Annotated in this window: 11 protein-coding genes; 9 read left to right on the plus strand and 2 right to left on the minus strand. The window is 47.3% G+C overall.

What is annotated here, in order from left to right:
- Positions 1 to 84: 84 nt before the first annotated feature.
- The 9 genes from MHI14_RS10300 (at position 85) to glsA (ending at position 11,149) form a co-directional block, all read left to right on the plus strand.
- Positions 85 to 1,416: an ABC transporter substrate-binding protein gene (locus tag MHI14_RS10300; RefSeq protein WP_341130262.1), complete on the plus strand. Its 1,332-nt coding sequence runs from the start codon at positions 85 to 87 to the stop codon at positions 1,414 to 1,416.
- Positions 1,417 to 1,516: 100 nt separating this feature from the next.
- Positions 1,517 to 2,380: a carbohydrate ABC transporter permease gene (locus MHI14_RS10305; protein WP_341130263.1), complete on the plus strand. Its 864-nt coding sequence runs from the start codon at positions 1,517 to 1,519 to the stop codon at positions 2,378 to 2,380.
- Positions 2,377 to 3,213, plus strand: a complete 837-nt coding sequence (locus MHI14_RS10310; protein ID WP_091028676.1) for a carbohydrate ABC transporter permease — start codon at positions 2,377 to 2,379, stop codon at positions 3,211 to 3,213. Before MHI14_RS10305 ends, MHI14_RS10310 begins: the two co-directional genes overlap by 4 nt.
- 12 nt (positions 3,214 to 3,225) lie before the next feature.
- Entirely contained in the window at positions 3,226 to 4,779 is a 1,554-nt protein-coding gene (locus MHI14_RS10315) for an alpha-L-rhamnosidase-related protein (RefSeq protein WP_289389778.1), read from the plus strand.
- A 669-nt stretch (positions 4,780 to 5,448) separates the two neighbouring features.
- On the plus strand, positions 5,449 to 7,101 hold the full coding sequence (locus MHI14_RS10320; protein ID WP_091034814.1) for a LytS/YhcK type 5TM receptor domain-containing protein: 1,653 nt from the start codon (positions 5,449 to 5,451) through the stop codon (positions 7,099 to 7,101).
- A 10-nt stretch (positions 7,102 to 7,111) separates the two neighbouring features.
- On the plus strand, positions 7,112 to 7,912 hold the full coding sequence (locus MHI14_RS10325; protein ID WP_341130264.1) for a LytR/AlgR family response regulator transcription factor: 801 nt from the start codon (positions 7,112 to 7,114) through the stop codon (positions 7,910 to 7,912).
- Between the two features lie 180 nt (positions 7,913 to 8,092).
- Entirely contained in the window at positions 8,093 to 9,328 is a 1,236-nt protein-coding gene (locus MHI14_RS10330; RefSeq protein ID WP_133386007.1) for an L-lactate MFS transporter, read from the plus strand.
- 260 nt (positions 9,329 to 9,588) lie between these two features.
- Positions 9,589 to 10,071, plus strand: coding sequence for a GNAT family N-acetyltransferase (locus MHI14_RS10335; protein ID WP_133385468.1), 483 nt, complete (start codon positions 9,589 to 9,591; stop codon positions 10,069 to 10,071).
- A gap of 136 nt (positions 10,072 to 10,207) precedes the next feature.
- A complete protein-coding gene (gene glsA / locus MHI14_RS10340) occupies positions 10,208 to 11,149 on the plus strand; it encodes a glutaminase A (protein WP_017687474.1) in 942 nt (313 codons plus the stop codon).
- A 215-nt stretch (positions 11,150 to 11,364) separates the two neighbouring features.
- On the opposite strand, the gene MHI14_RS10345 is transcribed toward glsA, so the two are convergent.
- Both MHI14_RS10345 and MHI14_RS10350 read right to left on the minus strand, forming a co-directional pair.
- The gene (locus MHI14_RS10345; RefSeq protein WP_341130265.1) at positions 11,365 to 11,706 is read right to left on the minus strand and encodes a YolD-like family protein; all 342 of its coding nucleotides are present in this window, start codon (positions 11,704 to 11,706) and stop codon (positions 11,365 to 11,367) included.
- Entirely contained in the window at positions 11,703 to 12,947 is a 1,245-nt protein-coding gene (locus tag MHI14_RS10350; RefSeq protein ID WP_289389773.1) for a DNA polymerase IV, read from the minus strand. Before MHI14_RS10350 ends, MHI14_RS10345 begins: the two co-directional genes overlap by 4 nt.
- Between the last annotated feature and the right edge of the window lie 336 nt (positions 12,948 to 13,283).

Here is a 13,283-nt window from a genome sequence, read left to right on the forward strand (position 1 = left end):
GAGCCAAAGCAAATGCACTTTTGCCCACCGTATGATGAGAATGTGCACAAAGCAAGAATAAACATGAATTGGGGGAATGACAAGATGAAAAAAAGAAAACGACTGTGGTCCCTAACTTTGGTACTGCTCATGATGTTTCTGAGCGCATGTAGCTCCAGTAGTCAGGAGGGGAGCGGTACGGATACCAATAACGGGAGTACAGATGAGTCAGGAAAGCCAATTACGCTGACGATGATGCTTTCGGGAAACAAGGCATCCGAGGGAGAGGATTTTGAGCTGGAGACCTTGCCGCGCCTAGTCAAAGAGAAGTTCCCGAACATTAACTTGGAAGTACAAAAGTTGCCTGATGATCAATACAATACATCTGTTCGAACCAAGCTTGCGGCTGGACAGGGACCGGACATTTTCTGGATTTTTCCGAAAAATGCGGCTGGCGGTGTCATTGATTTTGCAAAGGCAGGCTTCGCTGCGGATCTGTCAGATCTGAAGTTCTGGGACAACATCAGCCAAGGAGCGAAGGAAGATATGTCCTATGAGGGTAAACCTTACGGCGTGGCCGAAGGACTGGACTTCCTCGGCGTTTACTACAACAAGGAGTTGTTACAGCAGGCAGGATATTCCGAGTTTCCGAAGGATTGGCCTTCGTTTCTGGATTTGTGTCAAAAGTTGCAGGCAGCGGGCGTAACACCAATTGCGATGGGTGACAAGGACCCTTGGATGATCCAATTCGGTATGTATCCGATTGCAGCCAATGTCGTGTATCCGAATGAGCTGGATTTTGATGTCAAACTGCAGAACGGCGAAAAATCGCTGACTGATCCAAAGTGGGTTCAAACCATATCCAAATACAAAGAGCTCTATGATAACAACTACGTCGTCAAAAACTCGCTTGGCATTGGTAGTGCCCAATCTGCGCAGTTGTTTATCGACGGGAAAGCAGCAATGACCTTTACGGGAACATGGGATTATGCCTCCATGACGTCCAAAGGCGCTACCGATTTTACTCGCGGATTCGCTTCATTGCCAGGTAACGAGTCGGAACAGCCGGTGTTTGTATCTGCTGCAACATCTGCCGGATACGCTTTGAACGCCAAATCGGCAAACCTGGATGCAGCCAAGGAAGTACTGAACTACCTGTTTGATGGTGAATCAGATCTGTTCAAAGCATTTGTGGAAGCCAACAGTTCCATCAGCGTGTATAAGGACGTAGAACTTGAAAATGAATTGTTCAAGGAAGTGAATGACAACTATCAACAAACTGGAAATTCCGTCTACTTCAGCAACCAGATGTGGCCAGCTGGAGTATCGGACGTCATGCAGGCAAAGTTTGCCGAAATTATTGCTGGACAGAAAACAACACCAGAAGATGTGGCAAACGCCATGGAAACCAAGTTCAGAGAGCTGTGGAAAAATTAGAACAAAACGATGCTGTCTGCTGTAAAGGGGAGAATGATTGTCCTTCTTCCCTTGCCGCAGGCCCTCTTGGAAAGGATGGAGCAGGATGAGCTCTACTGTAATGAAAAAGTCCATGTACTGGTTTGCTTTGCCGGCATTGATCTTCTACCTGACCTTCTGGATCTTCCCGATCCTGCGGTTGTTCCAGTACAGTATAACGGACTATAACGGGTACGCCCAAGCCTATAACTATATCGGTTTCGACAACTATAAGGAATTGTTCCGGAGCGACATCCTAGGCATTTCTTTAAAAAATACACTGATCTATACGTTCGTCACCGTCATAGCTGGCAATATCATCGGTTTGGCAATGGCATTGCTGTTAAACATGAAAATAAGAGGAACCGGGATTTACCGTTCCCTGGCGTATATTCCCACTTTGTTCAGTGCGATTGTCGTCGGCTTTTTGTGGAGCTACGTCTATATGCCGGATTACGGGCTGATTTCTTCCTTTCTCGATAAACTGGGTATCGCAAATGAACTGAATTTCCTGGGTGATTACTCGACCGCGCTGTATTCTATTATCTTCGTGGAAATCTGGAAGACGATCGGAACGACAATGATTATCTTCCTTGCAGGACTACAGACTGTTCCGAGTGACCTTTTGGAAGCCGGACGGATTGATGGCTGCGGCTCATGGAGATTGCTGCGACATGTAAAAATTCCATTACTGGCAACAGCGATTACAATCAACGTGACGTTAAGTTTGATCAATGGACTCAAAGCGTTCGACTTCCCGTTTATCATGACGAATGGCGGTCCCGGCACGGCTACCAACACGCTGATTTATACCATCTACAAGATGGCATTTACCGAACAACTCTTTGGTAAAGCTTCGGCTCTTGGTGTCATTTCCTTTGCCGTGATCATCGTCATTACCGCTGTCTTTGTCCTGAAAATGAACAAACGGGAGGTGTCGGCATGACGCTTCGTAAAGTTTTGGGGAAAGGGTCCGTTCAGGTCGTCGTGTTGTTGGTGATGGTGTTAAATCTGATTCCATTAATTATTGCCTTTTCGACATCACTCCGCGATCCAAGCAACAACACAAATCCGCTGGTCCTGTTCCGGGAGATGTCCTTTGCAAGTTACAAGGCTGCCTTCGACCGCATGCACTTTCCGGAAGCACTATGGAACAGCGTGGTGTTAACCGGGGTATCGGTCGTGTTCGTTGTCCTGTTTGCGGCGATGGCGTCCTACCCGATGGCCCGTTTGAAGACAAAGCTAAGTAAGTTCATGTATTTGTTTTTTTTGTCCGGACTCGTGGTACCTGCGCAAATGGTATTGATACCGATTGTGCAAATGATTAATGCGCTACATATTCCAACGAATCAATATACGCCTATTTTCATGTTCATTACGTGCAGTCTGCCGTTTTCAACTTTCCTGTACACGGGCTTCATTCGAAGCGGTGTGCCTGAGGAGGTAGAAGAAGCGGCGCACATCGACGGGGCGGGATTATTCCAACGGTTCTGGACCGTCGTATTCCCTTTGCTCATTCCGGTAACGGTATCGGTCATTATTACGCAAGGTGTCTGGATCTGGAACGATTATTTCTTCAATATGATCTTTATTTCCAGCGCAGGAGATTCACCCTTACCGCTGGCCATGCTCGGATTTTTGGGCGATCAGCAAAACCCCACGCAGTGGAATGTCCTGTTTGCAGCGTGCTTTCTGTGCGCACTACCGTTGCTGCTGGCGTTTCTGTTCCTGCAAAAATATTTTATCGGTGGCATGACCGTTGGGGCGGTCAAAGGATAAGGAGGCATTGTAATGCGTGAAAAAGTGATAAACACAGCCTGGCTGGAGAAGGCCCAAGAGCTGATTCCGGAGCTTCACCAGCAAAAGGTCTATCCGGAACATATCGTGAGCGCAGTTCCGGATGCAGCGGCTTTTCAGGGATGGCGTATTGAGCCGCTTGGCCCAGCGGAGCACTTGTCCGATCAAGTGCTGTGTAAGGGAGACAGTGTTACGCTGGATTTCGGGGAGCATCTCGTCGGTTTTCTGACCTTGTCGCTACTTAACGAGCGCAGTAATGCAGATGCACCTCTCAGATTGAAGCTCACATTCGGAGAAATGCCCTGTGAGGTCGGTGAGGATTTTGCAACATATTCGGGTTGGCTTAGCCGTTCGTGGCTTCAGGATGAGATTGTGAATGTGGACGTGTTACCCAGTACGCTAACACTTAACCGTCGGTATGCCTTTCGGTATCTGAAAATCGAAGTCGTAGAAACGTCGATTCGTTACGATATTCGAATTAACGATGTATATTGCATGACGGTGACCTCAGCAGACATGAGGTCAGTACCTCGATTGCCTGAAGGTATCGACATGGAGCTGGTGGAAATGGATCGCGTGTCCGTGAAGACACTCGGGGATTGCATGCAGACGGTATTCGAAGATGGGCCGAAGCGTGATCGACGTTTATGGATTGGGGATCTTCGCCTTCAGGCCCTCGTCAATTATGAAACATTCGGCTGTAATGATCTTGTCAAGCGCTGTCTGTATCTCTTTGCCGGAACGAGATTGGAAGGCGGCCAGGTAGGAGCCTGTTTGTACGAACAACCGGAACCGTACGTGGACGATATTTACCTATATGACTATGCGTTATTCTTTATTGCGACGTTATGGGACTATTTTGAAGCTACCAAGGACAGGAAAACGCTGGAAGAACTTTGGCCGGTGGCTCGAGAACAGATTGACATTTCACTGAGTCGGCTTGATGAGCGGGGCATCGTGCAGGATGACGATACGTGGTATTGTTTTCTGGACTGGCATGAAGAATTAAATAAACAGGCTGGTGCTCAGGCAGTTCTCATCTATAGTATGAAAAGGGGAAGGTCGATTGCCAAAGAACTAGGGCTGCCGGAGTATGAGGAATGGATTAACGCATACATCAAAGACGCTGAGCAAGCAGCCCTCACATATCTGTGGGATGGTGATCAGGGGTTTTTCGTCAGTGGTGAAAAAAGACAGGTATCCTGGGCATCGCAAGTATGGATGGTTCTGGCTGAGATCATGGATGCTCCGACGGCCCGGCAATTACTTGATCGGTTAACGGGTAACGGAGAAGCTATTGGCATGACCACGCCGTACATGGTTCATCATTATGTTGATGCATTGCTTATGTGCGGGGAAGAGGAGAAGGCACTGGAGCAGATCCGAAGGTATTGGGGCGGTATGCTGAAGGATGGAGCGGACACTTTCTGGGAGCTCTACGACCCGGACGACAAAACGTATTCTCCTTATGGCAGCAATTTGGTCAACAGTTATTGCCATGCTTGGAGCTGCACACCAAGTTATTTTATCAGGCGAAATTTTTTATAATTTTGGACTTGAGGTCAACCGGGAACGTCTGGTTGGCCTTTTTGGATTAGTTTCAGGTAGCATAGAGCCTGCCATGGCCTATTGTTTTTATTTATCTGTTTTTGTTCGTACCGTTAAAAGAACGAGTGGCTATTAATGAAGCGATTAATACGAATATTAAAATAAAGTTATATGGGTTTCCTTTAAGTATGTAGACTTGAACGATGAGTGTCAGAGTTGAGATGCTTAAGATTATTCGCAGGACAATCGCCGATGAGCGATCAGGATGATGGCTTCGTTTGGAGATAAAGTACAGGGTGTACCATAGAAAACTAAAAAGCAGAAGTGAACCCAGGAGTAGAATGGCAAGCATGCATGAACACCTTTCTGTAATTAATTTCACTCAATAATTGGAATAACATGACAACTAATTATAACATAGGTTTTTCTGGAATCGCAGATTTTCATAGAAGTTAAGGGATGAACTATTGTGTGCTTGGTGCAGTCTTGTTGATGCATTTTCACAAGATGGACTTTGCTTTCCTCTGGGGGGAGCGGTAAACTGTTGCATACGAGTATAAGAGCCTTATGGTTTAATGTCCTGGATGTTCTTTCAAAAAGGCGTGGCTGTGTTGGTATGCATGTTATTTTCAGACAGATGTGGAGGAAGTACGATTGGAAATGTTTACGATGCTGCTGGGTTTGTTTGAACGGGCGGCGCTGTTGATTATATTTTTATTCTTTCTGTCGAGGGTGCCGAGATTTAGGCAGATTCTGCAAAAGGGGAAATTAAGGTGGCAGGAGTCTATTGCGGTTACCTTGTTATTCTGTGCTTTTGCCATTTTCGGGACATATACGGGCATTAATGTTGAAGGTTCACTGGTGAATGTACGGATCATCGCCGTGTTATCGGGTGGTATTTTGTTCGGAGCGCCTGTGGGTATTATTACGGGGATTGTCTCCGGGGTGCATCGGTATTTGATCGATATGGATGGCGTCACAGCCATACCTTGTCTCATTACAAGTATTCTTGCGGGTCTGGTCTCCGGATATATACATAAGTACACGCCCAAGCCCAAGCGATGGATTATCGGTATTGGTGCCGGAATGATCTGTGAAGCGCTCACGATGTTATTCATCCTGCTATTTTCCTATCCCGATCCACTGGGTGCCGACATTGTTTCGAAGATTGCGCTGCCTATGATTCTGGGTGAAGTCAACATTGGGCTGATTGTGCTCTTGGTACAGAGTGTCGAAGGGGAAAAGGAAATGATTGCAGCCCGTCAGGCGAAGCTCGCGCTGGAGATTGCAAACAAAACCTTGCCGTATTTCCGTTCGATTGACGAGGATTCTCTGCGCAAAATCTGCCGGATTATTCAGGAGGATATTCAGGCTGATGCGGTTGCAATTACGGATACCCGGAATGTACTGGCTTATGTAGGATTTGGTGAGGAACGATATCATATCGGTAATGAAATTATAAGTGAGATGACCAAGAAGACGATATCCAGCGGGGAGATTACGATCAGTAATGATGTCATTGATGAAAAAACACCCGATATCCACTCGCTGTTAATCATTCCGCTCAAAGAACGAGGAGACATTACAGGTGCGCTCAAAATCTATTATCGCAAAGCGTACAAAATTACGTATCCATTACAAACGATGGCTGTAGGTCTGTCGCAGATCATCTCAACCCAGATGGAGGTATCGCGGGTAGAGGAGATCAAGGCTGCTGCCAACAAAGCGGAGCTGCGTGCGTTACAGACAACTATTCATCCTCATTTTCTGTTTAATGCGTTAAATGCGATTGCTTCGTCCATCCGAACCAAACCGGATCGAGCACGCGAGCTGATTGTGAATCTATCCGGGTACATGCGTTACAATCTGGAGCTGTCGGATGAGTTGATCGATATTCATAAGGAACTAGAGCAGGTCCGTAATTATGTAGAGATTGAGAAAGCTCGCTTTGGTAGCCGACTTAACGTGATCTATGACATTGATGAGGTCGCGGTGCATATTCCGAGTCTTGTTATCCAACCGCTCGTCGAAAATGCAATTATTCATGGCATTCTCAAGGTCAAAGGACCCGGGACTGTTCGAATTCGGGTACAGGATTATCCGGAGTTTGTGCGAATCAGTGTCAGTGATACAGGGGCAGGCATCAGTGCAGATATTATTGAACGTGTCTACCATGACCGTATGCCTGGTAACCAGATCGGGCTATATAATGTGCATCGCCGCGTTAAGCTTATCTACGGACAAGGTGTAACCATTACAAGGCTGGAACAAGGAACTGATATTTTATTTGATGTGCCCAAAGGAGATGTCGTAACAAGGTGATGATGGATCAATGAGAGCTCTTATTGTGGAAGACGAGATTCTGGCAAGCGAGGAATTGAATTATTTAATCCAGGAACATAGTCAGATTGAGGTGGTTGACCGCCTTGAAGATGGGCTGGATGTACTGAAGTTTTTGCAGGAACAAGAAGTAGATGTTATTTTTCTCGATATCAATATTCCTTCGCTGGACGGTATGATGCTGGCCCATCATATTGGAAAGTTTGCAACGAAACCCTACATTGTATTTACTACGGCGTATAAGGAACATGCAGCGGAAGCCTTTGAGTTGGAGGCGTTTGATTATATTCTGAAGCCGTATGACGAGAAACGAATTGCTGCAATGCTCCATAAGCTGGAGATGGCTTTCAAACGTGATCATGCGCCGGTGGAGCCACATGTTGAGGATGGACCAGTTACTATGATGGACGGATCTGCTGCACAGGGAGATCTGTTACGAGAACGAGATACGAATTCCCATACGGACAGAAGAATTAATCTGCTGCGGAATGACAATATTATTGTTACGGATACGGCAGACATCTACTATGCGGAAGCGCAAGAGAAAGTGACGAAGGTATATACCAAAAATGGGGAGTTCACCATGCCAGTGAGCATATCGGATTTTCACAGCCGTCTGCCACAGGACACGTTCTTTCGCTGCCACCGTTCGTACGTTGTAAATCTGTCGCAAATCCGTGAAATAGTGCCTTGGTTTAACAATACGTATCTGCTTCGCCTGCGCGATCTGGAAGCTGAAGTACCTGTCAGTCGTGGGAAGGTCAAAGAATTCAGGCAACTCATGCGCATCTAGAAGCATTTCATTCCGCATCTGATGCAACTCATGCTCAAAACGGTGTAATGAATCCCCTTTCATGTATGATTAGCTTGTGAACGCATTCATGTATATGACATCGGCAAAGGGGAGATCACGATGAAAGCAACCATTTCATCCGTTTCATCAACACCTGAATCAACATGTGCACCTACAAAAATGAACCGCTGGCTTATTGTTTTGGGGACCATCATTGTACAAATGGGTCTTGGAACCATCTATACTTGGAGTTTATTTAATCAACCGTTGTCTGATCGTTTCGGATGGGACGTCAGCTCGGTCGCGATAACTTTTTCAATTACCAGTTTTGCTTTGGCATTTGCCACATTGTTCGCAGGACGGTTACAGGAACGTTGGGGTCTTCAGCGCCTGATCCGTGTAGCCGGGGTTGTGCTTGGGTTGGGTCTCATTTTGAGTTCTCAAGTCACCTCGTTAACACTGCTGTACATTTTGGCTGGATTTGTTGTTGGTTTTGCAGATGGTACGGCGTACATTACGTCACTGTCTAATCTGATCAAATGGTTCCCGGAGCGTAAAGGTCTGATCTCGGGGATCTCGGTCGGCGCCTTTGGTACCGGTAGTTTATTGTTCAAATATGTGAACTCGGCATTAATTGGTTCCGTTGGTCCTGCTCAGGCATTTATGTACTGGGGCATTATCGTTCTGGTTCTGGTCGTTGCGGGATCATTCCTGATCCGTGAAGCGGTTGTTCGTGAACAGGCTCCGGCAAGCAAGGAAGGATCCAAACAAGTTGTGGCACGTCATGATTACACGGTGAAAGAGATGCTGCGGACAAAAGAAGCGTACATGCTGTTTGTTATTTTCTTCACGGCGTGTATGAGCGGTTTGTATCTGATCGGTATTGTCAAAGATATCGGTGTACAGCTCGCTGGACTTGATGTAGCTACCGCTGCAAACGCAGTGGCCATGGTTGCGATCTTTAACACGGCAGGACGTATTATTCTCGGTGCGCTGTCGGATAAAGTAGGACGAATGAAGGTCATCGCTGGTGCGCTGCTGGTTACAGCCGTAGCTGTCATGACACTTAGTCTTGTTCCACTGACCTTCGGGATTTTCTTCGCCTGTGTCGCGGCCGTTGCATTCTGCTTTGGCGGTAACATTACGGTGTTCCCGGCGATTGTGGCCGATTACTTCGGACTGAAGAATCAGAGCAAAAACTATGGCGTGATCTATCAGGGATTTGGATTTGGTGCCTTGGCAGGATCATTTATCAGCGCCCTGTTGGGCGGATTCCATCTAACCTTCATCGTGATTGCTGTACTCTGCGCTGTCTCGCTGTTGCTCGCACTGATCATTACACCTCCGGGTCAAGGTCGTCGTGCACGTCAACGTGAAAAACAGATGAACCTTAACCCTTCATCACGGGCAAGCTGACACATGCACTGGAAGTACGGAACAGAGAATATTTCTTCATCTTAAAAAGCAAATTAAAAAACAAAGTAAACAAAGCGGTCTCCAGACGAGGCCGCTTTTTGGTATCTACAGTTGTCAGATTGCTGACTTGTTGGCCTAGCGGACCATCTGGCTGCCTGCGAGCGTGGTGCCCTGTGTGCATTCCATCATTCGCATCTGTTATACTCTAGATGAATTCATCAAGACTAAGACCAAGTTATGTACCCCAGAGGAGGCATATCATGAAGTTCATTAAATACACACAACCTGATTTTGATGATTATTATGCATTGGTTTCCAATATGGAAGTAATGAAACAGATTACAGAACGTGCAATACCGGAGCAAGAGGCGAGAACGCAATTTGAGTCCATGCTGGAGTTTAATGAGCGTTCCACTTGCGGACATTACCGGGTATTTAGTGAAGATGGTGCCGGTGTGGCGTATGCCAAATTGATTCCGGATCAAGAGGACCCGACCAAGGCTGAGATAGGTTACATGATCCTGCCTGAACATTGGGGCAAAGGTCAAGGCACATCCATAGCATCACGGTTGATTATTCAGGCACAAGCCGCAGGGATTGGATCACTCTATGCAGTTATCGATCCGGGTAACGCTGCTTCCCGCCGGATCTTGACCCGCCAGAATTTTGTATCCACCTGGACAGGCGATTACGATGGTCTTCCCGGCGAGATTTTGGAGTTGAATCTTCAAATGAAGCGGTAAAGGAACTGTTCTGAGGGTAATCAGATAATATATGGCATCTTGCATGATGCAGATGGGGCTCATTATCATCATGGTGCATGGGTTCAACATTTCATGCAAGATGCTTGCTTATATAGAGATGTGGAGGAGATGACATATGAGCAATTCAACCATGGAACGTCTGAATGCATTACTGCCGGAGTGGCTGGAGACCAGTCGTTTGCACACCGGTCAGGGTAAGGTGGCTTCTTATATCCCAGAGCTTGTCAAAGCCTCTCAGGATGAGCTTGGTATACATATCATGGACGCCGAAGGAAACCATGTGTCGGCAGGGGATTGCGGTGTTCCATTTACGATGCAAAGTATCTCCAAAGTATTTACCCTTATTCTGGCCCTGATGGATCATGGGGAAGAAGCGGTTTTCTTTAATGTAGGAAAAGAACCGACAGGCGACGATTACGATTCGATGATCAAGCTTGAATTGGTTGAACCCGGTATTCCGTTCAATCCATTAATCAATGCAGGTGCGATTACGGTGTCCTCGCTTGTTGGAGGAGACTGTAAGGAAGAAAAATCACGCCGCATTCTGGAGTTTTTCCGCAAACTGGCGAATAATGATCAGCTGGGCTATAACGAAGAGGTATTCCAGTCCGAATCGGAGAGCGGTCATATGAATCGTTCACTTGGCTACTTTTTGAAGCACAACGGGGTCATTAAGGATGACGTTGAAGACGTGCTTGCCGTGTATTTCCGTCATTGCTCCATTGAAGTGACGTGTGCAGATCTGTCTCGAATGTCACTCGTTCTGGCCTATAATGGAACAGATCCAATTACGGGAGAAGAACTCATCCCTCGTCGCTATGTTCAGATTGCCAAAACCTTCATGACCACCTGTGGTATGTATAATGCATCAGGCGAATTTGCCATCGAGGTCGGCTTACCCGCCAAAAGTGGAGTATCCGGAGGCATATTGACCCTTGTACCGGGACAATTCGGCATAGGTCTTGTTGGCCCGGCTCTGAATCGCAAAGGCAACAGTATTGCCGGCGTGCATCTGCTCGAGCGTCTGTCAAAGGAATTTGACTGGAGCTTTTTCTAAAAGTTTTTCAGAAAAAAGAAGCTTTACCCTTATATGTAGCCGATGAATCACTTATCTGATATTTTGCTTCTTTAGAACGAAGTGAATGGTCAGGATATGTCTCGTCGGCTGCTTTTGGTATTCACCAGGAAGTGTAGGAAGACAGTCCTGCATGGCAACGGCAATGCTGCATCTATCATGGAATATCCACAACACCGGGGTGGGTGTATACCCCTTCATTCATTGGCAAGCGCCACATCCGTAATGAGGTTCATCTGAATATCCCGGGACCCATCTTCCATCAGTAGTCTGAGGGTCCGGGCAGGACGGTCCTGCCGAAGCACCTGCCCCGTGTAACGGATATCGTCATGTTCGTGAAACAACGTAATAGTGACCCTATCTCCAAGCATCATCGAGTTGCTGAGCAAACGGGACATTTCTTCCGCGGCCTGGGCATCCAGGGATGGGCGGGTACGAGGAGCAAGTTGTTCCTGATGAAGAATGTAAGCTTCCCGGTGTTCGGGGAGCATCATGCGTGAGGACTCGAAGATACCGTTTTGCTGCAATTTTTTACTCATTTATAATGACCTCCAATTTTATGAGAACGTTCATGGGCTTGCGCGGACGAGCAGAGGGAGGATGCCCGCATGATGGCGGTATCTCCGTACCTGCGCTTGATATCATCCGTGGCACGTTCCAATTCTCTTTTACGTTCACGGTCATCAAACCAGGACAGCTGTACTTCAGAATCGGGTACAAGTCCGGTCAATGACACGCTGATGCGGCGGATGGGTAATCCGTCCCAATGGCGCAGGAACAGAGCTGCTGCCGCATCGTATACTTCATCCGTAATGTTGGTGGGTTCATTCACCTTCATCTGGCGGGAGAAACCGGTTGGCCGATCATAATCCTGTCCGCGACAACCAACCGAGACCACATGGCCCATGAGTGATTTGTCCCGGGAACGTCGACTGACGAGTTCCGCCAGTTCAAGCAGTACCACTTTGATATCTTCCCAGGAGTCATAGTCCCTGGGCAGCGTCATCTGATGTCCGATCCCCTGCTGCTGATGAGCATATGTCCCGGGTTTGACCGGGGAATCGTCAATACCGCGGGCGATACGCCACAGTACCTCACCATTCACACCCCAACGTTCTCTCAGTCGGGACAATGGGGTCTGGGCCAGATCACCGATCGTATGGACGCCCATCTTGTAGAGATGCTGTGCCATGCGGGAACCAACCATGAACATGTCTCGCACAGGCTTCTCCCAGATGGTTGAAGGCAGATCTTTGCGAGGCAGCGTGCAGATGCCTCCAGGGATTTTTTTGGCATATAGATCACAGGCCATCTTGCTAACGACCTTCGTATCACTGATACCGATCCGAATGTACACACCCGTCTCATCCATCACCCTCGATTGAATGCTACGGGCAATCGTCTCGGGACTACCGAACAGATCCAGGCTTCCGGTGACATCGAGAAACTGTTCGTCAATACTATAGGGTTCCACCAGATCGGTGTAAGACTGAAGGATACGCGTAATATGAAGGGACACCCGAATGTACTCGGCCATCCGAGGGCGAACAACAACAACATCCGGACATTTGGCAAGCGCTTCGCCTAGTCGTTCTGCTGTCGTAATTCCATAGGACTTGGCGAGTGGACAGGCCGCAAGAATAATACCCGAACGGCGCGCCGGATCTCCCGCAACAACGAGGGGGCGGTCCTTGTATTCGGGGTGTGCAGACTTCTCCACACTGGCATAGAATGACTGGCAGTCTGCCAGCATGATGACACGTCTGTCTTGGCGGGGCATAAGACTTCTCTCCTTATCCGTGATGCTAAGCTCATCTGTTAAGTATCAATGATCTTCATTTGAACATCGATAATTAACAGTTTATTTACAGTATGGAACAAGTGTTCCTGTTTTATAAGCATATCCGACAATTCGAAATGCAGCAACCGGAATTATTTTGCAAATTGGACACAATTATGGGTTAGCTATATTAGAGGCAGAAATTAGGAAATAAGATGTGCTTTTTTACATTTAATGTGAGAGATCTGTGACCTCTGGGTGATGACCGGGCGTTCATTTGGGTTTTTGTAAAAGGGTTATAAATGGGCACAGTCCTATAGAGGGGGACTGATGTCC

It is taken from the genome of Paenibacillus sp. FSL K6-2393 (genome assembly GCF_038002545.1).
Lineage (GTDB): Bacteria > Bacillota > Bacilli > Paenibacillales > Paenibacillaceae > Paenibacillus.

Bases quoted from the DNA above. Each gene is read 5' to 3' on its own strand.
- MHI14_RS10300 (WP_341130262.1), top strand. From the start codon at position 85: ATGAAAAAAAGAAAACGACTGTGGTCCCTAACTTTGGTACTGCTCATG.
- MHI14_RS10305 (WP_341130263.1), top strand. From the start codon at position 1,517: ATGAAAAAGTCCATGTACTGGTTTGCTTTGCCGGCATTGATCTTCTAC.
- MHI14_RS10310 (WP_091028676.1), top strand. From the start codon at position 2,377: ATGACGCTTCGTAAAGTTTTGGGGAAAGGGTCCGTTCAGGTCGTCGTG.
- MHI14_RS10315 (WP_289389778.1), top strand. From the start codon at position 3,226: ATGCGTGAAAAAGTGATAAACACAGCCTGGCTGGAGAAGGCCCAAGAG.
- MHI14_RS10320 (WP_091034814.1), top strand. From the start codon at position 5,449: ATGCTGCTGGGTTTGTTTGAACGGGCGGCGCTGTTGATTATATTTTTA.
- MHI14_RS10325 (WP_341130264.1), top strand. From the start codon at position 7,112: ATGAGAGCTCTTATTGTGGAAGACGAGATTCTGGCAAGCGAGGAATTG.
- MHI14_RS10330 (WP_133386007.1), top strand. From the start codon at position 8,093: ATGAACCGCTGGCTTATTGTTTTGGGGACCATCATTGTACAAATGGGT.
- MHI14_RS10335 (WP_133385468.1), top strand. From the start codon at position 9,589: ATGAAGTTCATTAAATACACACAACCTGATTTTGATGATTATTATGCA.
- glsA (WP_017687474.1), top strand. From the start codon at position 10,208: ATGAGCAATTCAACCATGGAACGTCTGAATGCATTACTGCCGGAGTGG.
- MHI14_RS10345 (WP_341130265.1), bottom strand. From the start codon at position 11,706: ATGAGTAAAAAATTGCAGCAAAACGGTATCTTCGAGTCCTCACGCATG.
- MHI14_RS10350 (WP_289389773.1), bottom strand. From the start codon at position 12,947: ATGCCCCGCCAAGACAGACGTGTCATCATGCTGGCAGACTGCCAGTCA.